Below are 25,754 nucleotides of genomic sequence, written 5' to 3' on the forward strand. Positions count from 1 at the left end.
TCACGCCGGCACTCCGTCCGATCCGCCGTCGCTGGACTCCGCCTCGAGTTCGGCGAGCAGCGCCCGCAGGTCCTCCTCCGACAGCTGCTCGATCAGGCGGTCGACGTCAGCGGACGCGGGCTGTTGGGGTGGGTCGACCACCGGTTCCTCGGAGCCGGGAAGTTCGAGCTCGGCGAGCACGCGGGAGGCCAGGGACGTGACGCTGACGCCCCGGAGGATCTCCAGAACCGGTAGGTCGATGGCGAACATTGCGTTGATCCTGACACGGAACTCCATCGCCATCATCGAGTCCAAACCGATGTCGTCGAGGGTTTCGTCGGTCTCGACGTCGGTGACCGCGCAATCGAAGACGGTCGCGACGATCAGCCGCAGGTGCTCGGTGACGACGTCGACCCGCTCGGGCTCCGCCGTGGCGCTCAGCACGTCGAGGACCGACGTCCCGAGGGCGGCGTCCCCCGACATCGAGTCGGTGGTCTCGAGGTCGGAGAACATCGGCGGCAGATGGCCACCCAGACCCAGCTGACGGGCGCGGCCCCAGTCGGCGCTGATGGCGACGACCGTCGCGACCGGTTGGTCGAGCAGCCGGTCGAGGATCCTGGCTCCGGCGGCCGGCGTGATCAGCTCGATGCCGCGCTGGGCGTAGATCTTCTCCAGCTTGAGTTCGGAGACCATCCCCACCGACCACGGACCCCATCCGATGGTGAGTGCCGGCAGGCCTCGTGCGCGAAGGTCGTGGGCGTAGGCGTCGAGGAAGGCATTGGCCGCGGCGTAGTTGCCCTGGCCGGGGGAGGCGATCACCGACCCCGCCGAGCCGAACATGACGAAGAACTCCAGGTCGTTCGCGCCGAACACGTCGTGCAGCACGCGGGTGCCGACGACCTTGGGCGCCATCACCTCGGTGAAGTGCGCCTCGGTCATGTTGACCAGCAACCGATCGTCGACGGTGCCGGCGGTGTGCACGATGCCGCGGACCGGGCGGCCGCCGCCGTCGAGGTACTCCGTGAGCCAGGTCCGCATCCGGTCGGCATCGGTGACGTCGATGGCCGCGCACACGACGTCGGCGCCGAGGCGCTCGATCGCGCGGATGGTCTGCACGGTCGCGAAGTGCGGGTCCTCGACGTCCAGCTGGGCCCACCGCGCGCGGGGCGGCACCGCCCGCCGGCTCATCAGCACGAGGTGTCGGGCACCGTGCTCGGCGAGGTGGGTGGCCACACTGCGGCCCAGAGCGCCGGTGCCGCCGGTGACGACGTAAGTCGCGTTGGGGGTGAGCTTGGTGGGGAAGGCCCTGGTAAGCGCGGCGCACGGGCGAAGACGCGGAACGAAGGTCTGCTCGCCGCGGATCGCGATCTGGTCCTCTGGCCCGTCGTCGAGCAGGTGCCGGCAGACCCGCTCGGCGGTCTGCCGATGGTCGCGGCCCGGCTCGAGATCGACGTCGATCAGGCTGCCCCAGTGTTCGGCGAACTCCTGGTGACCGATCACCCGACCCAGCCCCCAGACGGCGGCTTGGTCGACGGCCGTCGTCGGAGTTCCCGGTGCCGGTTGGGCGTTGGCGGTCACCAGGTGCAGACGCGGCGTGACGCCATCGAGTTCGGCCAGGGCGTTGATCAGGTGCAGGACGGCGAGAACGCCGAGCCGCTGGGTCGGCTCGAACGAACCAGAGCCGGCGGGTACGTCCAGCGGCCAGCAGTCGACGACGCCGATGAGGTCGCCGTGGTCCGCGAGGTGGACCTGCAGCAGTGCGCGCAGCTGATCGGGCCGGCCGGGGTCGAGCCGGTATCCGGTGCCGGTGTCGACGAGCGTCTCGGTGGCATGGTGCTCGACGGTGCGGACCCGGTGGCCGTCACGGCGCAGCCGACTGGCGAGCGCGGCGCCGAAGCCGGTGTCGTCGACGAAGACGAGCCAGGACCGACCGTCGCCGACGGAGGTGACGGCGTCGACGCAGGGGTGGGGAATCCATTGAACCTCGTAGAGTCCCTTGTCGATTCGCTCGGTCGACATGGTCGACGATGCGGTCAAGGACTGCACCTCGAAGCCCTCCATGACGACGAGGGGCTCACCGCGGTGGTCGACGATCGTGACGTCGCTCTCGATCTTCTCGGCGTTGGCCGACACGACACGGACGCGGGCGGTCATGTCCGGCGCGGGTGGGCCGTAGATCGTGACGTGCCGGATTCGGTGGGGGAGGTAGGTGCCGTCGTCGTTGCCCTCGACCAACGTCGTGCCGAACAGCGTCTGGAAGGCTCCGTCGAGCAGCGCCGGGTGGAACGAGAAGGCGCCGACGTCCCCGGCGATCACCGGGGGAACCCTGAGTCGTGCAGTGGCCCAGTCGGTTCCGGCACTGATCTCGGTGATGGGTTGAAAGGCGTCCCCGTAGTCGAACCCGATCGAGCGCGTGTGGGCGTAGAAGTCCTCGGCGGTCGACGTGGTGGCCTCGACCGCGGTGAGCGTGTCGGCGGGACGGGGGCGCGGCGGCAGCGCGGTGAGTTCGGCCGACGCCGTCAGGGTCCAGGTGAAGTCACCGTCCGCGGTGGCGGTGAAGGCGGCGAACTCGATGGTGCCGCGGTCCTGATCGAGGGTGGTCCTGACGATCGGATCGCAGGTGTCGTCGAGGATGAGGGCGCGGTGCAGCACCAGATCCCGCACGCCGTGCCGGGATCCATAGGTCTGTGCCCCGGCGGCCAGCGCCATCTCGACGAACACCGCACCGGGGACCACGATGCTGCCCTGCACCCGATGGTCGGCCAGGAAGCCGAGGGTGTGCGTGCCGAGCTCGACCTCCCAGGTGGGATGCACGGCGCTCACCGGTTGTCCCAGCAGCGGGTGGACCGGGTGGTAGTGCAGGTCCTCGGCGGCCTCCTGGGTCTCGTTCCAGAAACGCCGGTTCTGCCACGGATAGGTCGGCAGGCGGACGGGTCGGTTGCTGCTGCGGGGATTGAGCGCGTCCCAGGCCACGCTGGCGCCCTGACTGTGCAGTGCGCCAACGCACGTGAGCAGTGACCGGACGTCGTCGTCGTTGCGCCGCTGCGTGGCGAGCACCGAGACACGTTGCGAGCCAGCGATTTCGAGAATGGAGGAGGCGAGCACGGGATGCGGCCCGAGCTCGACGAAGTGGGTGTAGCCGTCGTCGATCATCCGGCGCGCCGCCGGTTCGAAGAGCACGGTGGCGCGGGTGTTCTGCCACCAGTAGGCCGCGCCGGCCGAGTACTGGGTCAGGAGTTCGCCGGTGACCGTGGAGTACAGCGGCGTGGTGGCCGTGCCCGAGGACAGCCCCTCGAACGCCCCGTACAAATCGTCCTTCACGAGATCCATGTAGTGCGTGTGGTACGGCACCTTGACCGGCAGAAAGCGGTTGAAGACCGTTGCCGCGTCCAGCTGGCAGGCGATGTCGTCGAGCACGTCGCCGTCGCCGGCGATCGTCACCGCGAACGGGCTGTTGATCGCGGCCACCGAGACGCGCGAACCGAATTCGTCCAGGGCCGCGCCGTCGAGCCGCTGCAGCAGAGCCTCGGCGCCAAGGCCGACCGCGAGCATGCGGCCCAGACCCGTCGTGCGCTGCTGGAGCCGACTGCGATGGAAGATCACGTAGACGGCCTGCTCGAAGGTGAGCAGCCCGGCCAGATGATGGGCGGCGACTTCACCTGCGCTGTGACCGACCACCGCGTCCGGCCGGATGCCGTAGTGGGCCAACTGCGCGGCCAGGGCCACCTGGATCGCGAAGTTGGCGGGTTGCGCGATCTCCGTCTCGGACATCCGCGAATCGGCCTGGTCGCGGCGGAGTTCCTCGAGCAGCGACCAGTCGGTGTACCTGGACAGTTCACGGTCGGTGCGCCGGATGCTCTCGGCGAAGCGGGAGTCGGTGTCGAGCAGGTCCCGGCACATCCGCCACCACTGCGGACCCATGCCCGTGCAGACGAACGCCAGCCTCGGCGTCTGGGACGGCGTGCGTGCCGCGGCGAGTCGTCCACCGCCGGCGGCGAGGTCCTCGAGCTGATCGCGTGCGTCGTCGATCCCGTCGGCGATGAGCGCCACGCGGTGGCTGAGGTGGGAGCGGCGCCGGCTGAGGTGGTAGCCCAGATCGGCCAGGCTCAGGTCGGGATGGGCGCGCAGGTGGTCGGCCAACCGCTGCGCCGTAGCGACCAGTGCCTCCTCGGACCGTGCCGAGACCGGCAGTACGGTGGGCGCCGCCTGCTCGGCCGCATCGGTAGCTGCTTCGATCGCCGGGGTGGGGGGTTCGGCCAGGACGACGTGGGCGTTGGTGCCGCCGAAGCCGAACGAGTTGACTCCGGCCAGCCGTCGCTCGCACGCGGGGAACGGCCGCCCCGTGGTGGGAACGTCGACGTTCAACTCGGCGAACGACAGCTGGCTGCTGGGATTCCGCAGGTGCAGATGGGCGGGGATGAAGCCGTGCTTGAGCACCAGGGCGGTCTTGATCAGCCCGGCTACCCCGGCGCCGGCCTCGAGGTGACCGATGTTGGTCTTGACCGACCCGATCAGCAGCGGATCGGTGGACGCGCGCTCGGCGGCCAGCGCGCCTGCCAATGCCCGCATCTCGATGGGGTCACCCACCGGCGTGCCCGTGCCGTGAGCCTCCACGTACCCGATCTCGCTGGCGTGCACGCCAGCTCGCTGCAGGGCCGTCGTGATCGCCGTCCGCTGCGCGTCCTCGCTTGGCACGGTGATGGAGTCGGTGTGACCGTCTTGTGAGACGGCGGAGCCGAGAATCTGGGCGTAGACCTGGTCACCGTCGCGCATGGCCTGAGCCAGTGGTTTGATCACGACGACGGCCCCGCCCTCGCCGCGGGCGTAGCCGTCGGCGGACTCGTCGAAGGCCTTGCAGCGTCCGTCGGGACTGAGGAATCCGCTCTTGGATTCGGCGATGGCGGTGTTGGGACCGATGATGACGTTGACCCCGCCGGCAAGGGCAAGGTGGCATTCGCCGTTCCAGATGCTCTGTGCGGCAAGGTGCACCGCGACCAGCGAGCTCGAGCAGGCTGTGTCGATGGTCATGCTGGGGCCGCGCAGGTCGAAGGCGAAGGAGATGCGGTTCGCCAGCATCGTGAGCATCATCCCGGTGGTGGAATGCGTCTTGAAGCGGAACCTACTGGTGCGGCCCTGGTTCTGGAGTAGCTGATAGTCCAGGGTGAAACCGCCGATGAAGACGCCGACCTCGGTGCCGGCCAAGTGCTCGGCGGGAATGCCCCCGTCTTCGAGCGCCTCCCACGTGGTCTGCAGCAGCAGGCGCTGCTGCGGGTCCAGCAGGTTCGCCTCGCGGGGCGACACGCCGAAGAACTGGGCGTCGAATTGGTCGACCTCGTCGAGATAGCCGCCGCGCCGGGTGACCATCTTGCCGGCCTTGCCCGACGTGACATCGTGGAATCGATCGGCGTTCCAACGGTTTTCGGGCACGTCACGCGTGGCGTCGATACCGTTGCACAGAAGCTCCCAGTAGTCGTCGGGGGAACCGACGCCGCCTGGCAGGCGACAACCGATCCCGACGATCGCCAACGGCTCCCGGCCGTCCTCAGCGGGCATCATCATCCTCTTTCCAAGAGCCCGAACGCACGCCGCGTCGTGACTGCCTCAATCGGCTCGAACCGTGATGCACCCGGCGAAACTCACAGCGCGGGTGCAGGACTGACGATCCAATTCTCGGTGATTGGGCTGATCGCCTGCTCGCGGCGGTAGATGGAGCGCAGCTCGCGTAGCAGGGAGTCCCGCTGCCAGGCTTGCATCTGCTGCATGACGGCATCGTCGGCGAAGTTCGAGGACTTGTCGTCGAGCACGGTCTCGATGACATGGCCCGCCACCTGGCGCAGAAGTCGGCCGTTCGCGTGGAACTGGGCGGTGAAGTCGTCCGCCGTGCCCATCATCGCGTGGTGCAGTGTGACCATGAAGTCGAGCGGTGCGTAGAGGTCGACGAAGGTCGCGGGCCCTTCGGCGCGCTCGACGGCGGCCCACTCGCGGAAGAACGCCTGCATCCGGTTGCTGAGATCGATCAGCCCCTGCAGGTGCGGGACGACGTCCGGCTGGTCGGCGACCCGGGTGAAACGGTCGTTGCCGTAGAGCAAACCGACGAATCCCCAGTAGAACGCGATGTCCCAGATCACCTTTGCCGACATGACGGCGGGCGACCCCATCAACGGGTACTGGTCCCGATAGATGTTGAGCCACATGTCGGTTAGTGAGCGGAACAGCGAGTCGCCGATGCCCGCGCGGGCGGCGACGTCCTCACCGTCGAGGTCGCGCGTGACCATGTCGGTGACCAGACCATTGCCGATGGCGACGAGATCGAGACCCGACGAGTACAGCGGATCGAGGAAGACCCCGGCGTCACCGGTCAGGCACCAACGGTCGCCACCGTCGAACATCTTGGTCACGGTGTGGCTGTAGTGCTTCATCACCCGGAAGTCCATGATGTCGTGCCGCGCCACCTCGGCGGCGCACTGCGGCTCGTGGCTGGCCAGCCACGACTTGGCCTTGGCGAGGGTGTTGAAGTCGTCGAACGCATGGAACTCGGGATCGGCGACGATGCCGACACTGGTGGCGCCCGAGGCCAGTCGGATGAGCCACACCCAATAGCCTTCGCCCATCAGATGATTGGTCGAGAATGCCCGATCCCCCTCGGCGAGGCGGGCGTGCCACGCCGGGTCGTCGCTCCAGCGGCCCACGTCGATCTCGGCCGCGACGCGAAACCAGGCGGCGTTGCAGTGATGGCCGTTGGAGCGCTTGAGATCCAGCTCCCTGGGCAGGGTCCGGTTGCGACCGGACGCGTCGACCACCCAGCGGGCGGTGCGCTGGGTGACGGCATCGTCGCTCTGGATGGTCAGGGTGTGCGGGGTGGCACCGCTGCCGACCTCGATGGTCCGGACGCGACCGGACTTGACGTCGACCCCGGCGGCCAGACATCGGCGGTGCAGTTCGTTCTCCAGCCTGCCGCGGTCGATCTGATAGGTGGTCTGCGCCGTGAACGTGGAGCTGCCTAGTTCGGTCCGCCTGGCGATGTCGGTGTTGCCGTCCCGTGAGAAGAACATCCGCAACCCCATCTTGCGCAGCTGGGCGGTGTTCAGGTGATCACCGAGGCCCAGCCGGTCGCGGAGGTAGTGGGCCGACACCTCGACGGTCGACTCACCGACGGTGTGGGTGATCTCGGGGACCGGGTGGGGGTTCGGCTCGACGATGAGGATCCGGGTGCCGGGACGGGCCCGCGTGAGTTCGAGCGCGAGCGTCAGCGCGGCGACACCGCCGCCGACGATGCTGACGTCGTGATCGGTGGCGGCCGTTCCCGCCGCGGACAGCCGCGCCTGGATCTTGCGCGCGAGCGCATCTCGGTGCTCCGAACTCAGTTGCGCCAGTTGCGCTCGTACGTCCACGCGCCACCTTCCCTCGGGTCACGTCGAAGAAGTCACTCGGCTGATCGAACGTAACACGGATCGGAACCGCTGCCCGCGGCCCAGAACCTACGGCTACACGGATGACACCGTGCGGGCGCGGTTCGAATTCGGCTCGCGGTCAAGATCATTCGTGATGCCGCCGCGGCGGGCGGACGCGGACGTCAATTTGTGAACAAACCCTTACGTCTCGCCGATGTCGACCCGCGGCGACTGCCCACCGGCGGGCAAGTCCGGAACACGGTGCCGTCCGTACACGAACTCGAAGATGGGGGAGGCCATCAGCGTCGTCACGATGGCTACCAGGACCAGGATCGTGAAGAGCGTCGGGGTGATGATGCCGGCTTGGAGCCCGATGTTGAGCAGGATGAGCTCGATCAGGCCGCGCGCGTTCATCAGGGCACCGAGTGCGACGGATTCCCGCATGGGCACCCGCTTGAGCCGAGCCGCCAGCGTGCACGCGACGCCCTTTCCCGCGATCGAGACCACGAGCAGTCCCAGGGTGAGGGCCCAGAGCGCCGGGGTGTCGACCAGGCCGATCTGAGTGTTCAGGCCGGAGTAGACGAAGAACAGCGGTAGCAGGAAAGTGGTCACCAGCGGCTCGAGCGTGGTGGTGAGGCGCTGGGCGAAGAAGCCGGAGGGCATGGCGATGCCCAGGATGAAGGCACCGAAGATCGCGTAGATGCCGATGGTGTCGGTGAACCAGGCGCACAGCATGAGCACGCACAGCACGACTCCGAGCATGGGTGCGCTGATGGCACCGCGACGCTCCGACATCGGACCGAGGACGCCCAGCGCCCGGCGGCCGACGGTGAGGACCAGCAGCGCGTAGAGGATTCCCCCGGCGATGGCCATGACGGCGAGGCCGGGGCTGTCCCGGTTCATCGCCAGCACGATCGCGAGGATGCACCAGGACAGTGCGTCGTCGGTGGCGCCACAGGCCAGGGCAAGGGTGCCCAAGGACGTTCCGGCGAGCCGCTTCTCGAAGATGATGCGCGCAAGCATGGGGAACGCCGTCGTGGCGATCGACGCACCGAGGAACAGCATCGCCATGACCAGGGTGACGTCGTCTCCGAAGAACGAACCGTGCGCGATCAGGGGCCCGGCGATCAGAGCGCCCAGGCCCAGCGGCACCAGGATGCCGGCCGATGACACCGCGGCCGCGGTCCCCGCCCGGTGCTTGATCAGGTGGACGTCGAAGTTGAGCCCGATGAGGAACATGTAGAGCACCAGGCCGATTTGCGCCATGGTGTAGAGCACGGTGTTGGCCGGTCCCGTGGGAAACAGGGAGTGCTGGACCTCGGGCGCGATCAGACCCAGCAGTGAGGGCCCGAGGACGACACCGGCGATCATCTCTCCGACCACCTGTGGTTGCCCGAAGCGGCGGGCCACCATCCCCATAGCCCGGCAGGCCAGCAGGATGACGGCCAGTTCGAGGAAGAAGTGAACGGCTACCGGTGCGGGCACGAACGGGGATTTCCGAGGCGGCGGCAGGGCGTCACGCAGAGCAGAGTAGACCGCCACCGACGACACGGCCGCGTAGTGCGGGATCCGTCATGATCACGACACACGGTCGGAGACCACGGACGGACGGCCAGCTCAGCCGAAGCGCACGGTCAACGTCGCCAGCCCGAAGATCTTGCGGCCGTCGGACTTCGCGCCCACCAGCACGACGCCGGACCGGGTCTGCGGGTCCAGCGACTTGACCTTGCCGCTGAACTCGATGTCGGCGCCCTCTGTCGCCGACACGATCGCGGGTTGGGACAGGCGCACGGCGTAACGGGTCACCGCGCCGGGGTCACCGATCCACTCGTTGGCGAAGCCGGCGCCCAATCCCATGGTGAGCATCCCGTGAGCGATCACGTCGGGCAGCCCCGCCAGCTTGGCGATGGCCTCGTCCCAGTGGATCGGGTTGGCGTCACCGGCCACGCCGGCATAGTTCACCAGGTCGCCGCGCGATAGCCGGGTGTGGTGGGTGGGGAGCTCGTCACCGACCCGGACCTCGTCGAACCTTCGGGCTCCCGACGTGCGGGTCAGACCGCCGTCGGAGATTCGGACCTCGCCGGCGGGCCGCAGCTCCTTGTCGTAGTCGCCATCCGATCCCGGGATGTCGATGATGTTCATGTCGTGCATCATCGCCTTTTGCACCGCGGCCTTGACCCCGGCGTCGATGTCCTCGCCGGTCACGCCGACGACGGTGGTGTGCAGGGTGTGCACCCGCTGGCCGTCGGCGTCGGTGAAGGTGTTCGTGACGGTGATGAAGTCCCGGCCCGCGGTCCGGCGAACAGAGGTCAGCTCGACGTCGATGACCAGTTCGTCACCGGCGACGATCGGGCGGTGCTGCTCGAAGACCTCTTCGGTCTGCAGGTAGGTGTCGTAACCGACGACGATCTCCTCGAACATGCGCCGATTGCATTGCATGCCCGGCGCCGAGGTGAAGGTCAGCGGCGCGATCACGTCCGGGTAGCCCAGCTTGGCGGCGGCGGCGACGTCCCAGTGCGCGGGGTGGTAGTCCTGCACGGCGCGGGCGTACTCGCGCAGCTTCTCGCGGCCGACCAGGTAGGTGCCGTCCATCTGGTAGTAGCTGCCCACCCGCGCTTCGAGCGGCGACGTTTCTGCTGCTGCGGTCATGAATGCGCCCAACTTCCTCTTCGCCCCTCGGCCGGGGCCGACCCACAGCACCCTAGCGGGCCGGGGCCTCGGCGATCCACGTCGCCGCCGCCGCCCCACAGCTGGTGCGACGATGGAGCAATGACCGCAACGCTCGTCGTGAAGGACGTGGCCGGTGGCTTCGCCCACCGAACCCTCTTCGAGGGGCTCGACGTGACCGTTGCCCCCGGCGATGTCATCGGGGTCGTCGGCGCCAACGGCGCGGGCAAGAGCGCGCTGCTGCGAATCCTGGCCGGGGACCTCGAACCGCTCGAGGGCACCCTCAGCCTCGCACCGGCCGACGCGTTCGTGGGGTGGCTGCCCCAGGAACACGAGCGGGTTCCTGGCGAGACCGTTGCCGCCTACATCGCGCGGCGGACGGGATGCGCCGAGGCGACGCGGGCCATGGACGCTGCCGCCGCGGCGCTGGCCGACCCGAGCTCGGCCGAGGGTGATCCGGCTGACGCCTACGCTGCGGCGCTGGATCATTGGCTGGCCACCGGCGCCGCGGATCTCGACGAACGATTGCCCGCGGTGCTGGCCGACCTGGGACTGGACTCGGAGGCGGTCCGGCCGGATTCGACGCCGATGACGGCACTCTCGGGCGGCCAGGCGGCCCGGGTGGGTCTGGCGGCGCTGATGCTGTCGCGATTCGACATCGTCCTGCTCGACGAACCGACCAACGATCTCGACCTGGACGGACTCGCGCGGCTCGAACAGTTCGTCCGCGAGCTGCGCGGCGGCGTGGTGCTGGTGAGTCATGACCGGGAATTCCTGGCTCGCACGGTGACTCGCGTCCTGGAGCTGGATCTGGCGCAGAACACCACCACGGTTTTCGGTGGTGGGTACGAGAGCTATCTCGCCGAGCGCGAGGTCCTCCGCCGGCACCGGCGTGAGCAGTACGACGAATTCGCGGACAAGAAGGCCGATCTGGTGACGCGGGCCCGCATCCAGCGGGAGTGGTCCAGCCAGGGCGTCCGCAACGCGATGCGCAAGGCCCCCGACAACGACAAGAACCGGCGCCGGGCCGCCACCGAGTCCAGTGAGAAGCAGGCGCAGAAGGTGCGCCAGATGGAGAGCCGCATCGCCCGGCTCGAGGAGGTCGAAGAGCCCCGCAAGGAGTGGAACCTCGAATTCACCATCGGCGCTGCGCCGCGGTCCAGTTCGGTCGTCGCCACGCTCGACGGGGCGCTGGTGCGCCAGGGTGACTTCGTCCTCGGGCCGGTGTCGCTACGAGTCGACGCCGGTGAGCGGATCGGGATCACCGGGCCGAACGGGGCCGGGAAGTCGACGCTGCTGCGGCTCCTGCTCGGCAGACAACGGCCCGACGAGGGCCGGGCCAGCCTGGGCGCCAGCGTCGCGATCGGTGAGATCGACCAGGCTCGAGCGGATTTCACCGGATCCGAACGACTCGTCGACCGCTTCGAACAGCGGGTGCCCACGTGGACGACGGCCGACGTGCGCACTCTGCTCGCGAAGTTCGGCCTGCGTGCCGACCACGTGGAACGTTCGGTGGACGACCTGTCACCCGGCGAGCGGACTCGCGCAGGCCTGGCGCTGCTGCAGGCGCGCGGAACCAACGTGCTGGTGCTCGACGAGCCCACCAACCACCTCGACCTCGCCGCGATCGAACAGCTCGAGCAGGCGCTGGAGCCCTACGACGGTGCGCTCCTGCTGGTGACCCATGACCGCAGGATGTTGCAGAACGTCCGGCTGGATCGCACGTGGCGGGTGGACGGTGGGCGGGTCACCGAGTCCTAGTCCAGCACGCCGGTGTGCAGCTGCTTCGCCAGGTCGGTGTTGGCGTGGTAGTCGACGCGCACGTCGATGATCGTGACACCGGGATCGCGAAGCGACTTCTCGAATGCCGTGGCGAAGTGCGCCAGCGAATCCACCCGAACTCCCTTGGCGCCGAAGGCCGCGGCGTAATGGGTGATGTCGTATTCGCCGAGCTGCACACCTGATTCGCGGCCGTACTTCAGCTTCTCCTGGAAACCCACCATGTCATAGGTGTCGTCGCGCATCAGGACGTGGGTGAAACTGACGCCGAGCCGGGCGGCCGTCTCCAATTCCTGTGCGCTGAATAGGAAGCCGCCATCTCCGGAGATGGACACCACCTGGCTGTCTGGCCGGACGAGGGCGGCGGCGATGGCCCACGGCAGCGCCACGCCGAGGGTCTGCTGACCGTTGGAGAACAGCAGTCGTCTCGGCTCGTAGGCGCGCAGGTGCCGCGCGGTGTAGATGTAGTTCGACCCGATGTCGCAGGCGACGGTGGTGTCGTCGTCGATGAGATCGCGGATCTTGAGCACCAGCGCCGCGGGGTTGACGCCGACCTCGGTGTCGGGGTGGGCGGCCGCGGCCGCATCGATGGCGACCAGCGCAGCGCGCTGTTCGGCCGCGGCCGCGGCGGCGCTCTCGGCGGACCGCAGCCCCGACAGTTCGGGGGTGAGGGCGCGGAGGGTGGCTTCGACGTCTCCCCGGAGTTCGAGCGCGGGTTGGTAGTGGGTGTCGATGTCGGCAGCGATCTCGTCGAGGTGGATCACGGTCCGGGCCGGGTCGAGGTTCCACAGCCGGGGGTCGTACTCGACCGGATCGAAGCCGACGGCGAGGACGACGTCGGCATGGGCGAGCAGGACGTCACCGGGTTGGTTGCGGAACAACCCGACGCGCCCCAGGTAGTGCTCCTCGAGGTCGCGTGACACTACGCCGGCGGCCTGGAACGTCTCGACGACGGGGAGTTCGGTGACCGCGAGCAGGTCCCGCAGCGCCGCGCAGGCGCGTGGGTCGCCGCCGCGCATGCCGACCAGCAGCACTGGCCGTTCGGCCCCGCGAACGAGATCGGCTGCGCGCGAGATTCGTTCGGCCGGCGCGGCACCTAGGGGAGCCGGCGGGATTGGTGCGGCGATCGTCGACGTAGTGGGTTCGGCCGCCACGTCGGCGGGCAGCACGACCGCGGCCGCGCCGCGTGGCACCGTGCTGGCCGCGCGCAATGCGTTGGCCACCGCCTCTGGGGTGTTGTCCGGGTGGGTCACCTCACCGGTGTACTTGGTCACGGTGTCCAGCAGCGCCGCGGCGTTCATCGACTGGTGGGTGCGCTTGAGCCGGTCCGCTCGCCCGACGGCCCCGCAGATCGCGACCATCGGGTCCTGCTCGGTGTTGGCCGTCACCAGCCCGGTGGCGAGGTTGGTGGTGCCGGGTCCCGAGGTCACCAGCGCAACACCGGGGGTTCCGGTGAGCCGTCCGACGGCGGCCGCCATGAATGCCGCGTTCTGCTCGTGCCGGCACAGCACCAGCTGCGGTCCACCGTCGGCGAGCGCGTCGAAGACCGCGTCGATCTTGGCACCGGGAATGCCGAAGACGTAGCGAACCCCGTAGGCGGACAACGTATCCACCACGGTCTGCGCCGAACGTGTGGGCTGGGTGGTCATGTCATGCTCCCTCGGTCCGGCGGATCTGTCCGTCGGCGTCGTCATCGGTCAGATTGGCCTGTTCGAACTGCGCCGTGCGAGGCAGGCTGAGGTGGAATTCGGTGTACACGCCGATGTCGACGGTGCCCCGGACGAGCCGGTAGCCGAGGGCGTGGCCGCCCCGGGTGCGGTCGGCGTCGAGGAAGTGGGCGTGATAGCCGGCCACCGAGATCCCCTGCATCCAAGGGGGCATGCGGAACCCGGCGAGCGTTCCCGTCACGTCGGTCGAGGCGACCTCGCGCTGGTCGTGGGTCGCCTCGGTGAAGGGCCGGTACGGCCGCTCCTGCCGGGTGACGGTGCGGGTGCGAATCGTCTCGAATCTGCCCGTGACGTGAACCGCCGCCATCGAATTGGCGCTCCCCACCGCATCGTCGACCAGTGCGGTGACGGCCGTGCGGTCGAGCGGCTCGGTGATGTCGAGGGTGATCTGCGGCTGGAACCGGGTGACCACGGCGAACGGGACCCGTTCGTCGAGGGAGACCTGGGTGGCGCTGCCGTCCGAGCGGAGTCGATGGCAGGTGGAGTCCAGAATCAGCAGCTCACCGTCGAGGCCGTTGAACGTGCCAAGCCCGAAATCGCCGTGGTTCAACAGTTCTCGAATCGTCAGCGCGCCGTCGTAGACACCGCTGAGCAGCGCCTCCATCGTCGCGGACTGATAGATCTGGGCAGCGTCTGGCGAAGTCATGCGATCGGTTCCCCCGGGCAGTGCAGTCATGATCGGTCGGGCACGAAGTGAGTGTCGATGAGGCGCCACCGGTGCCCGGTGCCGGTGTGGTCGGTGGCCAACAGTACGTCACCGGGACGGATGGTGAACGTGTCACCGCCGACCGTGGTGAACTCGAGCACACCGGACAGTGTGATCACGTACTGCGGGGTCGGACCGTTGTGCCAGTCGAGCGACGAGTGTGCCGCAGTCTCCTTGAACAGCAACGACTTTGCGCCGATGATGGGATCGACGGCGATGCTTTCGCGCTCGACGTGCGAGTTGCCGTCGGGGCCGGTGCACAGACGGTAGGCGTTGATCACGTCGTCATCCGCTCTTCATTGGTCGTTGGTTCCCGCGTTGCCGGAGAGTCGGCAATCGTTTCGAGAACTCGGTGGACTCACTGTCCACCCGGCTGCGGTGCGGTCAGCTGACTCGGGCATGGCTCCACTGTCCAGGTGGCGAACCCAGGCGTCATCCCCGGTACCGAGAGACTCGGATGGTGGTGGACTGCAACCGTCGGTGGGGGTTACCCGCAAGCGCCCCTCTAGGCGTGACGTCCCACGGTGGCGGACGGCGTGCTCCGCGCGAGGTGATCTTCTAGGTTGGCCTCGCCAACCCACGTAGAATGTGGCGATGTCACCGGTGGTTTGGTCAGACGACGCATGTCCAATCGCTCGCACGATGTCCGTTCTTGGGCAGCGGTGGGCGGTCCTCATCGTCCGTGAGGCGCTGCTTGGCCGGACCCGCTTCTCCGAGTTCCGCGACGAGCTCGGCATACCGTCGGACGTGCTGAGCGCTCGGTTGTCCGAGCTGGTGGCCGAGGACATCCTCGAGGTCGTCGACTATCAGGAACCTGGTGCGCGCCGACGCGGTCGCTACGAACTGACTGCGGCCGGGCGGGAGCTGAGCTCGGTGTTGGCGGCCATCGGTCAGTGGGGTCACGTGCACCTGGCCAGACCCGACAGCAGCGACTACCGCTTCGTCGAAACCGCCACCGGTCAGCGGGTGGGCGTCGCGTTCCGGCGCCGCGACGGGGTTGACGTGCCTGCGGGCGACGTCAGCCTGATCCGCCGCGGCGCGTAGGGAGCGGGCCGGTTCGTCCGCGGTTCGGACGACCACGGCGGGCTCGGGGGTGGTGATTGGCGTGGACGGAGCGGCCCCACTATTTTTCCTGGGGTGATGTCTTCTGGTGTTGGCGCGCTCGCCCGGTGGTTTCCTGCGCTCCTGGCGGTCGCGGTGGTGGCCGGCCTGGTGAGCTCGGCCCAGGCGGGCCACGTCGCCTCCGCCCCGGTACGGCTGGCCAGCGACGCGAACCCGTTGGCCGGCGCGCCGATGTACGTCAACCCGAACTCCGCGGCCATGCGGGCTGCCCAGGGAGCCAACCCGCCCAGCCCCGAGCTGACGGCCATCGCCAACACACCGCAGGCGTATTGGATGGACCAGTTGTCCACCCCTGCGGTCGACGCGAAGTACATCGCTGCGGCACAGGCGTCCGGTGCGGTCCCGATCCTCGCGCTCTATGGCATCCCGCACCGCGACTGCGGCAGCTTCGCGGCGGGCGGCTTCGGGTCGGCAGCGTCCTACCGGAGCTGGATCGACACCGTCGCCGCCGACATCGGGGGCGGCCCGGCCGCGATCATCCTCGAGCCCGACGCGTTGGCGATGGCCGACTGCCTGTCGGGCGAGCAGCGGCAAGAACGCTTCGACCTGATGCGCTACGCCGTCGACACGCTCACGCAGAACCCGGCCACGGCGGTCTACGTCGATGCCGGGCACTCCCGCTGGGTCGGCGTGGACGAGATGGCGGCGCGGCTCAACCAGGTCGGCGTGGCCAAGGCGCGGGGCTTCAGCGTCAACACCGCGAACTTCTTCACCACCGACGAGGAGACCGGGTACGCGGAGGCCATCTCTGGTCTCACCAACGGTTCGCATTACGTGATCGACACGTCGCGCAACGGTGCCGGACCGGCTGACGGAGACTTGGCCTGGTGCAACCCGAGCGGCCGGGCACTGGGTGTCGCCCCCAGCACTGCCACCTCGGGGGCACACGCAGACGCCTACCTGTGGGTCAAGCGCCCTGGTGAGTCCGACGGAAGCTGCGGGCGCGGCGACCCCGGACCGGGCCGTTTCGTCAACTCGTATGCCATCGAACTGGCCCGCAACGCGGGCCAGTAGGAGCGATCCGAGTTCAGTGCAGGACCGGCGTGCCGACGGCGGGTTCCTGACGCACGGGAGCGGTGCGCGGGGCCTCGACCAGGCGACGGCGGCGTAGGTCGTCGCGATCGATCCGGCGAGCAATCGCCCGCTCCTGCCGCTTGGTCAGCGACCGCGACTTGCGGGCCAGTAGGTCGAGCTGCTGCCAGCTGAGGCCGTCCAGATCGCCTTCGGAGTCATGGGTGGCGACGACGACGGCGCCGTGCAGCAGCGGCACGGTACGGGCGCTGAAGGACGTGGTGGCCAGCAGGAGCTCGGTCGCGATGCGGTTGACCCGACGTTGGCAGCGGGGCGTCGACGGGCTGAACCAGAAGTCGAACTGTCGATCGGCGCTGGTGAAGCACTGCAATCCCTTGGACTGGACGAGCTGGTCGATGTCTACCTTGCTGTAGGCGCGGGTTTCATAGACCGCGCCGTTGGCGCTGAAGTACAAGACGGTGTTCATTGCGGTGTCCCATTCATCTCTTTCGTCGCGGACCTTGCGGCGTGGTTGCCATCACGCTGTTACAAGAGTTACCCATGTGACGTTTGGGACAAACTTCCATCACGATGCAGACACGGCGGCCGGGTCAGGCGGTCACCAGGTAGTCGGCGCCTCCGACGTAGACGATGCCGGGCGGATTCGGGCTGGTGGCCGCGTTGGCGATCGCCGTGGCGAACTGATTGACCGTGGGGAGGGGCGCCGCGTTGCGACGGGCCTGCACCGCATCGGGGTCACGGCGGTGTAGCAGCCGGACGATGATCGTCCCGTCGATCATGTCGCCGGAGACCACCGAGAAGTGGATCCCCGCGTGGTCGAACTCCGAACGCATCGAGTAGAGCGCGGTCTCACCGGCTCGCTTGCTCGCGGCCACTGCCGAGTACCCCTTCGGCACCGCCTTGTGGGGGAAGAAGTGGGCCTGATGGCTGGTGACGAACACGATTCGGCCGCCGACGGGCATCAGTGGCATCGACAGCAGGGCGAGGCGTCGCTGGGCATCGCGGTTGAGTCGCATCGCGTAGCCGGGATCGGCGCCCAGCTCCAGGCCGCCGGAGGCGTTGAGGATCAGTGCGTCCAGGCGACCGAACCGTGCGGCGATCGCGTCCATCATCGCCGCGGCGGACGCGGCGTCGGACAGGTCGGCGGCCATCGTAGAGGCCTGCCCGCCGGCGTGGCGAATGGCGTCGGCGATGGTCTCGGCGCGCTTGGACTTCTCCCGGTAGTTCACGATGACGTGCGTATCGGCGGCGGCCAGCAGCTGTGCCACCTCCGCGCCGATCCCCCTCGATGCGCCGGTGATCAGGACGATTCGCTCGGGTGCAGACGTCATGTCGGGTTCCTTCCGTGGATCGATTGCGTCGCCTGGGAGGCTCCACGGGGTACACCCTACGCGTATTTCTAAGAAAACTAAGGCTTAAATAAGGTCACGATAAGGCATTGATCCCGAACCTACGCTGGGGAGGTGAGTGATCCGCCGCTGACCGACGACGGCCGCTACCGCGTGATCGGCGGACGGCGCTGGCGCGCCACCGACCCCGACATTCCCGAGGAACGCCGGGCCGAGCTCGTCGCCATCCTGATGTCCTGGCGCCGAGAAGTACGGCGGACCAAGGGCACCGACGAGGAATCGACGGCGCGGGCCGGCGTCCATGCGGCAAAGGTCGCGCTTGGCGAGCGGGGCAGACCGCCGTGGTGGGAACAGACCGCCGCGCAGCGCCGCGCGCGCTGGCAGGCAGACGTGCCGAGTCCGGGTGCAGGGCCGGGCTAGGCGATCCGCTAGGCCCGGCGGTTGGCCCAACCGTCGTCGTTGTGCGCCATCAACGTCAGCTCGCGCTCCCAGGCCCGCGACCGTGAACGGTCCAGCCAGACCCGGACCGCGACGGCGGCCAGACCGCTGAAGACCACGGCCATCACCCACACCGTCCATCCGACGGTGACTGCACTGAACTCGACGTCACCCGGCGTGAGGGGGGTGGTGACGACCTTGCCGGTCTGGTCCAGCCAGATCACGAGGGGATCGCCGGCCTTGATGGTGCCGGGGCTGACGACCTCCTCGGTGCGGACCCGCGTGCCTTCGTGCCACTGCACCCGCACGTAGTTGGGATTGTAGAAGTCCGTCGGCAAGCCGTTGCTGCCCTCGACGGCAACGGCCTGGACGGAATGCCGGGTCTGCATTTCCTCGATGGCGGTGGGGAGCCTGGCGCGGTAGTTCTCGTCCTCTACGCGGGCGGCCAGTGGAATGGCCAGCAGTCCGATCACCAGCACGGCCAGCACGGCGAATGCCTCGAGTCGATCGCTGGTGCGTACGAGCGGGTTGCGTCCAAGCGCGGTGAGCTGGCGACGGACGGATCGAGCAAACGATTGAAAGTCCATCAACGCATCCAGGGTAGATGTCTAGCGATCGGGTCCAACACCCTTTCGATGGTGGCATCGCCGAGGTGGAGGCGCCAACTCCGACGGCGCCATCGCGACGGACATCACAGCGACGCGCGATCGCTGGCAAACTGCGTAGCGGCGTGGGTCACAGCTCGGGAGTCGTGCCGGTGACCTGGAAGACGACGCGGCGCCCGATCTGGGCTGCATGGTCGGCGAAGCGCTCGTAGAAGCGGCCGAGCAGGGTGACGTCGACGGCGGCCGCGACACCGTGGCTCCACTCCTTGTCCATCATGAGGGTGAACAGGTGACGGTGCAGCACGTCCATGGCTTCGTCATCGCGCCCGATCTGAGCGGCTTGTTCGGGGTCGCGCGCCAGCACCACCTCCTTGGCGTTGTTGCCGAGATCCACGGCGATCCGCCCCATTTCGGCGAAGTAGCCGTTGACCTCCTCCGGCACCGCGTGATCGGGATGGCGACGGCGGGCGATCTTGGCCACGTGCAAAGCCAGCCCGCCCATCCGCTCGGCATCCGCGACGTTCTGCATGGAGCTGACCACCACGCGCAGGTCCCCGGCCACGGGAGCCTGCAGTGCCAGCAGCAGCAGCGAGGCCTCCTCGGCCCGGGTCTGCATGAGGGTCAGCTGCTCGTGGTCGGTGATGACCTGTTCGGCCAGCACCAGGTCGGCCTGCAGCAGCGCCTGGGTGGCTCGCTCCATGGCAAGGCCGGCGAGTCCGCACATCTGGCTCAGCGTGCTGGTCAGCGAGTCGAGCTCGCCATGGAAGTCATTGCGCACAGAGCAATTGTTACCCGAAGGGACACACGTCAACCCATCCAGCACCGCAGTGTGCCGCACGGGTCGACGATGGTGGTGCCGGCGAGACGGTCAGGCGGCCGACGCCGCGGACAACTGACTGACCACGAAGGCGGCTGCCTGGTCGGCGGCGCCGTTGTCCTTGTATGCGCTGTGCGCGGAGCGATCCAGCCCGCCCGGGAAGCACACCGGGTCACCGGGGTTGCAGAGCTGGGTGGTCTTGGCCGCGTAGAGGTGCCCGACCGTGATGGGCGGAGCACTGCGGTCGACGAGGTTGAGGAACCAGTTGTCCGGTGTGCCGAACAGCGCGACCGCCGCGACGTGGTTCGCGACCGACGGCGGCATCGGGCCGGTGATGCTGCTGGGCAGGGCCAGGCCGGCGGGCACGGCGTCGAAGGTCGTGTAGGCGGCGACCGCTGCCCCCTGCGAGTAACCGCCGAGGACGATCTTGGTGCTGGGGCAGCTCGCGGCGATGGATTCCACCTTGTTGCTGGCATCGGCGACGCCCTGGGCGGCGGCCTGGAAGTCGAGCGACGCCGGGTAGTCCACGCCGTAGACGGCGACCGGAGCACCACCCCGGCGGGCGTTGAGGGCATCGACGAAGGCCTGCCCGGTGGCACCGATCCCCGGAGCCTCGAACGTGCCGCGGGCGAATACCACTTCGACGGCCGGACAGGAGGGATCCTCGGCGGCGGCCAGCCCGGCGGCCTGTGGACCCGCCACGGCGGCGACGGCCAATGCCGTGGCCCCGAGCCAGCGCCGCCAGCGTCGGAGAGAAGTGGGTGAGGTGGCGTTGGCGCTCATGATGGTGGTTCCCTCCGACGTGGTGAGCGGACCTCTGAAGAGTCCCGCAGTCAGGCCGCCGACACATCGGCGCTGACATCCATCTGGGGTAACCACCAGCAGGCAACGTGGCATTCCTGCTAGCGGGGAGGAGTCGGTAGGGGTCGTCGGACGCGAACCGCGCCGCCGGCGGCGGGGAGGCCACGGGCGGCGCGGTGCGCGGACGAGACTCGGGCGGCGGCCCGGTAGTGGTCCTTAGCCGCCGGTGCCGACGCAGACCGGACCGGCGCAGGCGCCGGCTCCACCCGGTCCCGCAGACGCCCCGGCACCCGGGACGGACGCGCCGGCGCCACCCGGCCCGGCACCGGCACCTGCGCCGCCGGCCCCCGCCGAGGCGCCGCCGGGTCCGGCTCCTGCGCCGGCTCCCGGCACACCGGCCGAGGCGCCGCCGGGGCCAGCTCCCGCACCCGGAGCGCCGGTGCCGCCCTCGGTGCTGGTGGCGGGTGCGGTCGCGGTCTCGCTGGTCGGCGTCGCGGTCGTCGTAGCCGTGGTGGTCGTGGTCGTCGTGCTGGACGTCGACGACTCCTTACCGCTGTCACTTCCGCCGCAGGCCGCGGTCAGCGTGCTGAGGGCGATGACGGCAGCGATTCCCGCGGCAGCGGAGAATCGGCGGGCGATCCGGGTGTCGGTCATGGTGAGCGCTCCATTCTGTGTGGCAAACCCTTCTGCGCCGTGGTACCCATCCAGGCCCGGTATCAAGCACGAACCTCGGGATTGATCGATTCGAGACGGCTCGAACCGCGGGTTGCAGCTGCGTCGGCAGCAAAGTGCTTGCGCCCAATGGCTTGACGAACGGCCAGGTCACGACGGTGGCGGCGGACGGAAGGTGCCGCGCGGCCGAGGTTCCCGTAGCGTGGGCCCCTGGCCGCAAGCGTGCCGAACCACCTTTCACGTTCGGGCCAGCAGCGGTAGTCGCCGTCCTCTCCGGAAGCCTTGCGCGCCAACCTCTTTCGCTGTCCTGTGACGCACGTCGGATGCGAGCGTCGGCGGACGGCCTCCGACTCGAAGGATTGCAGCTTGGTCAGCAACCCCGAACCCGGTTCACGTCCCGTTCAGCGCCGAACGGCCCTCAAGGTGCCACTGGTCCTGGCGGGTGGTGCGACGATCGCCGCGGTGCCGCGTGCCGGCGCCGTTGGGCGGGGCCGCTGGTCGGCCGATCGGGCCGGCACCTGGTACCGCGCGCAGCGGCGACTGGTCGGTGCGAACTACATCCCGGCCAACGCGATCAACCAGCTCGAGATGTTCCAACCGGCCACCTACGACCCGCGGCGCATCGATGCCGAGCTGGGTCTGGCCCGCAACCTGGGGCTCAACACGCTGCGGGTCTTCCTTCACGACCTGCTGTGGGTGCAGGACCGGCGCGGCTTCATGCGGCGCCTGATGCAGTTCGTGACGATCGCGGCCAGCCACGCCATCAAGCCTCTGTTCGTGTTCTTCGACTCCTGCTGGGACCCGCACCCCAAGGCCGGTCCGCAGAAGGCGCCGGTGCCAGGCGTGCACAACTCGGGATGGGTGCAGAGCCCCGGCGCCGACCGTCTCGGGGACCCGCGCTACCGCGACGTCCTCGAGGAGTACGTGACCGGGGTGCTCACCCAGTTCCGCACCGACGACCGCATCCTCGGGTGGGATCTGTGGAACGAGCCCGACAACCCCGCCAGCGTGTACCGCGCGGTGGAGCGGCCCGACAAGGAGGTCCTCGTCGCCGACCTGCTGCCGCAGGTGTTCGACTGGGCGCGTGCCGTCGACCCGATCCAGCCGCTGACCAGCGGCGTCTGGCAGGGCACCTGGGCCGACCCCGGGCGGCGCAGCGTGATCGCGGGTATCCAGCTGGACAACTCCGACGTCATCTCCTTCCACTCCTACGCCGGACCTGCCGACTTCGAGGGCAGGATCGGGGAGCTGGCGCCGCTGCAGCGACCCATCCTTTGCACCGAGTACCTGGCCCGCACGCTGGGCAGCAGCGTCGAGGGAATCCTCCCGGTGGCAACACGGCACGGTGTCGGCGCGTTCAACTGGGGCCTGGTGGCGGGCAAGACGCAGACCTACCTGCCCTGGGATTCGTGGGACCGTCCGGACCCCGCGCCCCCGAAGGTGTGGTTCAGCGACCTGCTGCAGCTCGACGGACGGCCGTACCGCGACAGCGAGGTCCGCACGATCCGCCGGGTGACGCCGCTGCTGCGGGCCAAGTGACCGGGCTCAGAGGCTGACGGGCTGCTGCGGCACGATCAGCACCGGTCTCGGGGAGTGGGCGAGGACCGCCGCCGCGACGCTGCCCTGGAGATGTCCGAGCATGCCGCTGCGGCGATGCGGGCCCAGCACGATCAGGCTCGCATCGTGCTCGTCGGCTGCGGCGACGATGCCCTTCCACGTTGGGGCCGCCTCGACGGCAAGGCTCCGCGCCGAGAAACCGGCCTCCTCGGCCAGCGCCGCCCCGTGTGCGGCCGTCACCTCGGCGGCGCGTCGCACGTCGGTGGCGCGGTCGGCGTCGAAGTGGCCGGTGCCGGCTGGAGTGAAGCCGACGTCCACGGGCTGCCAGACGCAGACCACCAGCGCATCTCGGCGGGGGCCGAGTTGGGTCGCGGCCTGGGTGATCGCGAATGCAGCCAGATCCGATCCGTCGTAGGCGAACAGCACCACGCCGGCGGGTACGTCCGCGACCTCGCGGGCCGCGGTTCTATGGGCGGGCGGCGGCATCGCAGCCGCGGGGAGTCCGCGGCGAAGCCGGGCGAGCAACGGTGGGGAGTACCAGGCTGGGTCGTCCCCGTCGAGGAACTCGTCGAGATCCGGGCGCTGTGGGCGGGCCCCGCTGAGGGCGTAGATGGACACCCCGAACACCGCGCCGCCGACGGCGAGGCCGAAGCCGATCCACAGGGCGTCGTCGGTCCCCGAGGCCAGGTCGGTGGAGGCGGTGGCCGCGAAGTGGGCCAGGATGGGTGCGACCATGAAGGCTGCCACCGCGCGGAACAGCTCGATGATGGCGAACACCCGCTGCAGGCTGTTGGACTGCAGGGAGAACCCGGCGACGAACAGTGCGGGTGCGACGGTGGCGCCCAGTGCGAGCCCCGTCAGTGCCGAGGCCAGCAAGACCAGGGGCTGGTTGGCGGGCAGGGCGGCGCGGAACACCAGGATGCCCGCTGCCAGCAGCACCATGCCCACCAGCGGCAGGTAGTGCATCGCCCGCCGGGTGATGACGATGCCGAACACCACGGCCATCACGACTGCGCCGCCGAGCTCGGGAAGGTAGAGCAGCCCGACGTGCACCGGGCTGTAGGTCTGCAGCAGCACGTTGGCGGTCAGTGCCGTCGCCGCCACCGACGCGGCCGCGGCGAACAGGGCGACCCCGATGCCGGCCACGGGGATCGAACTAGTGAGCATGGTGCGCACGGTCAGCAGCGGCCGGCTGGCCCGGAACTGGTAGACCACCAGCGCGACGATCAGCGCCAGCCCGCCGAACATCGGCACCGTCACCGCGGCGTCGCCGAACCCGTGGCTGGTCAGCTGCGAGGCGCCGACGAACGCGGCAGCGCAGCCGACGGCCGCCAGCATGATCGCCCGGAGGTCACGCGGGGCATCCAGATCCGCTGGCGGGGCGTCCTCGAACGTCAGCGCCGCCATCACCAGCGCCAGCAGGGCGACCCCGGCGATGATCCAGAACAGCGGTCGCCAGGCGTGCGACTCGGCCTGCGCGCCACCGATGAACGGTCCGAGCGCAACCGCGCCGAACACGCACATGTTCATGATGACGGCTGTGTTCCGCAGCTTCTCCTTCGGGAAGCCGATGGTGAGCGGCGGGGCGGCGGCGATCAGCAGCATGCTGGTGGCCAGTCCCTGCAGCACGTGACCGCCGATGAACATGCCCGCGTTCTGGGCCGTCGCGGCCAGCACGGATCCCACCACCAACGTCACCGCGTAGGCGAGCAGCATCCGGCGCTGGGGCAGGTGCTGGGCGAACTGGACGGCCAGCACGGTGCCCACCGCATAGGCCGCGTTGCCAAGGCCGGACCCGAGGCTCATCATCTGGACGGTGGTGTGCAGTTCCGCGGTGATGATCGGGACGAGGGGATCCATCGCCGCCGACAACGCCAGATACGGGATCAGCGCCAGGGTGACCATCGCGGCGACCGCTGGATAGCGTCCCGCAAGCGGACCTTGACGCATCAGGCCTGCTCTCGAACGTCGGTCAGACGGCTGGTCGACGGAATGGGGGCAGGCACGTGAGCCTCCAACATCTGTGCAGCGGGATTTCATTCCCGCGAACGGTCCTTCTCGCGACTGGCTGTTCGCACCCGAAGCGCCCTCGATTCCGGCTCAACCAATAGTGACCCTATCTAACGTTCGTCCAATCGGTCGGCCCCGGTGGCGCAGTGCGTGCGGCCGGTTGCGTTCCGGTCGGCGAGGAGGCGATGCTGAATGGGTTCCGGACGGGAGAATGGCCAGTCAACCGTCTGACGTCGCCGACCGTGACAGTCCAACGATTGGGGTCGACATGAAATTCGGAATCTCCACCTTCGTCACCGACGACGGAATCGACCCGGTGACTCTGGGGCGCGCGATCGAGGAGCGGGGGTTCGCGTCGCTGGTCATCGCCGAGCACACGCACATCCCCGCGAGCCGGGAGTCGGCCTATCCCGGCGGCGGTGAGTTGCCCGACATCTACTACAAGACCCTCGACCCGTTCGTCACGCTCGCTGCGGCCGCAGCCGTCACGTCGGAGATCGAACTCTTCACCGGCATCGCCCTGCTGATCCAGCGCGATCCGATCACGACGGCGAAGGAGGCGGCGAGCATCGACCTGATCTCCGGCGGCCGCTTCGTGTTTGGGGTCGGTGCCGGCTGGAACATCGAGGAGCTGCGTGACCACGGCACCGATCCGAAGACCCGTGGCGCCCTGCTCGACGAGCGGATCGAGGCCATCAAGGCGCTGTGGACCACCGAACCCGCGGAGTACCACGGCAAGTACGTCGACTTCGGCCCGTCGTACAGCCGGCCGAAGCCAGTGCGCAAGCCGCACCCGCCGATCTACGTGGGCGGCGACTCCGATGCCACCGTCAAGCGGGTGAACCGGCACGACGCGGGTTGGATCTCCAACCCACTACCGGCCGAGCACCTGGGCAAGCGCATCGCGCAGATCAAGGAGGGCCGCGACGGCGACGTGCCGCTGGCGATGTTCGGCACCCCGGTGGATCTGGACTACTGGCGCGCCGTGGACGACCTGGGGTTCGGTCAGGTGGCGCTGCTGCTGCCGTCGGTGCCGACCGACGAGGCCCTGCGTCTGCTCGACGAGTACGCCGCGAAGGTGGCGCAGTACCGCGGGTAGGAC

The 25,754-nt window shown here is 68.9% G+C and carries 20 protein-coding genes; 6 read left to right on the top strand and 14 right to left on the bottom strand.

The window, feature by feature from the left end:
• From SBI80_RS21045 to SBI80_RS21060, 4 genes are all read right to left on the bottom strand, one after another.
• Positions 1 to 5,538 carry a type I polyketide synthase gene (locus tag SBI80_RS21045; protein WP_318976767.1) on the bottom strand — a complete coding sequence of 1,846 codons (5,538 nt, stop codon included), beginning with the start codon at positions 5,536 to 5,538 and terminating at the stop codon, positions 1 to 3.
• Positions 5,539 to 5,615: 77 nt separating this feature from the next.
• A complete protein-coding gene (locus SBI80_RS21050; protein ID WP_318976768.1) occupies positions 5,616 to 7,370 on the bottom strand; it encodes an NAD(P)/FAD-dependent oxidoreductase in 1,755 nt (584 codons plus the stop codon).
• 201 nt (positions 7,371 to 7,571) lie between these two features.
• Entirely contained in the window at positions 7,572 to 8,855 is a 1,284-nt protein-coding gene (locus tag SBI80_RS21055) for a cation:proton antiporter (RefSeq protein WP_318976769.1), read from the bottom strand.
• A gap of 132 nt (positions 8,856 to 8,987) precedes the next feature.
• Positions 8,988 to 10,019: a fused (3R)-hydroxyacyl-ACP dehydratase subunits HadA/HadB gene (locus tag SBI80_RS21060; protein WP_318976770.1), complete on the bottom strand. Its 1,032-nt coding sequence runs from the start codon at positions 10,017 to 10,019 to the stop codon at positions 8,988 to 8,990.
• Between the two features lie 120 nt (positions 10,020 to 10,139).
• Here SBI80_RS21060 and SBI80_RS21065 point away from each other — a divergent pair, with 120 nt between their 5' ends.
• The gene (locus SBI80_RS21065; protein ID WP_318976771.1) at positions 10,140 to 11,798 is read left to right on the top strand and encodes an ABC-F family ATP-binding cassette domain-containing protein; all 1,659 of its coding nucleotides are present in this window, start codon (positions 10,140 to 10,142) and stop codon (positions 11,796 to 11,798) included.
• Here SBI80_RS21065 and alsS read toward each other — a convergent pair.
• The 3 genes from alsS to SBI80_RS21080 are packed head-to-tail and all read right to left on the bottom strand — an operon-like array spanning position 11,795 to position 14,530.
• Positions 11,795 to 13,465, bottom strand: a complete 1,671-nt coding sequence (alsS, locus tag SBI80_RS21070) for an acetolactate synthase AlsS (RefSeq protein ID WP_318976772.1) — start codon at positions 13,463 to 13,465, stop codon at positions 11,795 to 11,797. The genes SBI80_RS21065 and alsS overlap by 4 nt on opposite strands.
• A gap of 1 nt (position 13,466) precedes the next feature.
• Positions 13,467 to 14,189 carry an acetolactate decarboxylase gene (budA, locus tag SBI80_RS21075; RefSeq protein ID WP_318976773.1) on the bottom strand — a complete coding sequence of 241 codons (723 nt, stop codon included), beginning with the start codon at positions 14,187 to 14,189 and terminating at the stop codon, positions 13,467 to 13,469.
• A 26-nt stretch (positions 14,190 to 14,215) separates the two neighbouring features.
• Entirely contained in the window at positions 14,216 to 14,530 is a 315-nt protein-coding gene (locus tag SBI80_RS21080) for a cupin domain-containing protein (RefSeq protein WP_318976774.1), read from the bottom strand.
• 361 nt (positions 14,531 to 14,891) lie between these two features.
• Here SBI80_RS21080 and SBI80_RS21085 point away from each other — a divergent pair, with 361 nt between their 5' ends.
• Together SBI80_RS21085 and SBI80_RS21090 are read left to right on the top strand one after the other, a co-directional pair.
• Complete coding sequence (locus SBI80_RS21085; protein ID WP_318976775.1) at positions 14,892 to 15,293, top strand: winged helix-turn-helix transcriptional regulator; 402 nt, start codon at positions 14,892 to 14,894, stop codon at positions 15,291 to 15,293.
• Between the two features lie 96 nt (positions 15,294 to 15,389).
• Positions 15,390 to 16,385 carry a glycoside hydrolase family 6 protein gene (locus SBI80_RS21090; protein WP_413232768.1) on the top strand — a complete coding sequence of 332 codons (996 nt, stop codon included), beginning with the start codon at positions 15,390 to 15,392 and terminating at the stop codon, positions 16,383 to 16,385.
• Positions 16,386 to 16,398: 13 nt separating this feature from the next.
• Here SBI80_RS21090 and SBI80_RS21095 read toward each other — a convergent pair whose 3' ends face one another.
• Both SBI80_RS21095 and SBI80_RS21100 read right to left on the bottom strand, forming a co-directional pair.
• Entirely contained in the window at positions 16,399 to 16,869 is a 471-nt protein-coding gene (locus tag SBI80_RS21095; protein ID WP_318976777.1) for a hypothetical protein, read from the bottom strand.
• Between the two features lie 124 nt (positions 16,870 to 16,993).
• A complete protein-coding gene (locus tag SBI80_RS21100) occupies positions 16,994 to 17,734 on the bottom strand; it encodes an SDR family oxidoreductase (protein ID WP_318976778.1) in 741 nt (246 codons plus the stop codon).
• Between the two features lie 132 nt (positions 17,735 to 17,866).
• Between SBI80_RS21100 and SBI80_RS21105 the strand changes: the two genes are divergently transcribed.
• Positions 17,867 to 18,172, top strand: a complete 306-nt coding sequence (locus tag SBI80_RS21105; RefSeq protein ID WP_318976779.1) for a hypothetical protein — start codon at positions 17,867 to 17,869, stop codon at positions 18,170 to 18,172.
• 8 nt (positions 18,173 to 18,180) lie between these two features.
• Here the strand turns inward: SBI80_RS21105 and SBI80_RS21110 are convergent, their stop codons facing one another.
• From SBI80_RS21110 to SBI80_RS21125, 4 genes are all read right to left on the bottom strand, one after another.
• Positions 18,181 to 18,777 (bottom strand): Rv1733c family protein, encoded by a 597-nt coding sequence (locus tag SBI80_RS21110; RefSeq protein WP_318976780.1) that lies wholly within the window; start codon positions 18,775 to 18,777, stop codon positions 18,181 to 18,183.
• 148 nt (positions 18,778 to 18,925) lie between these two features.
• Positions 18,926 to 19,573, bottom strand: a complete 648-nt coding sequence (phoU, locus tag SBI80_RS21115; protein ID WP_318976781.1) for a phosphate signaling complex protein PhoU — start codon at positions 19,571 to 19,573, stop codon at positions 18,926 to 18,928.
• A 90-nt stretch (positions 19,574 to 19,663) separates the two neighbouring features.
• Positions 19,664 to 20,395 carry a cutinase family protein gene (locus tag SBI80_RS21120; RefSeq protein ID WP_318976782.1) on the bottom strand — a complete coding sequence of 244 codons (732 nt, stop codon included), beginning with the start codon at positions 20,393 to 20,395 and terminating at the stop codon, positions 19,664 to 19,666.
• A 234-nt stretch (positions 20,396 to 20,629) separates the two neighbouring features.
• Positions 20,630 to 21,067, bottom strand: coding sequence for a hypothetical protein (locus SBI80_RS21125; RefSeq protein WP_318976783.1), 438 nt, complete (start codon positions 21,065 to 21,067; stop codon positions 20,630 to 20,632).
• Between the two features lie 384 nt (positions 21,068 to 21,451).
• Between SBI80_RS21125 and SBI80_RS21130 the strand changes: the two genes are divergently transcribed.
• Positions 21,452 to 22,624, top strand: coding sequence for a glycoside hydrolase 5 family protein (locus SBI80_RS21130; protein WP_318976784.1), 1,173 nt, complete (start codon positions 21,452 to 21,454; stop codon positions 22,622 to 22,624).
• A gap of 6 nt (positions 22,625 to 22,630) precedes the next feature.
• Here SBI80_RS21130 and SBI80_RS21135 read toward each other — a convergent pair whose 3' ends face one another.
• The gene (locus SBI80_RS21135) at positions 22,631 to 24,592 is read right to left on the bottom strand and encodes an MFS transporter (protein WP_318976785.1); all 1,962 of its coding nucleotides are present in this window, start codon (positions 24,590 to 24,592) and stop codon (positions 22,631 to 22,633) included.
• Between the two features lie 328 nt (positions 24,593 to 24,920).
• On the opposite strand from SBI80_RS21135, the gene SBI80_RS21140 reads away from it, so the two are divergent.
• Complete coding sequence (locus SBI80_RS21140; RefSeq protein WP_318976786.1) at positions 24,921 to 25,751, top strand: LLM class F420-dependent oxidoreductase; 831 nt, start codon at positions 24,921 to 24,923, stop codon at positions 25,749 to 25,751.
• Positions 25,752 to 25,754: the final 3 nt, after the last annotated feature.

Source organism: Mycolicibacterium sichuanense (assembly GCF_033741125.1).
Lineage (GTDB): Bacteria > Actinomycetota > Actinomycetes > Mycobacteriales > Mycobacteriaceae > Mycobacterium.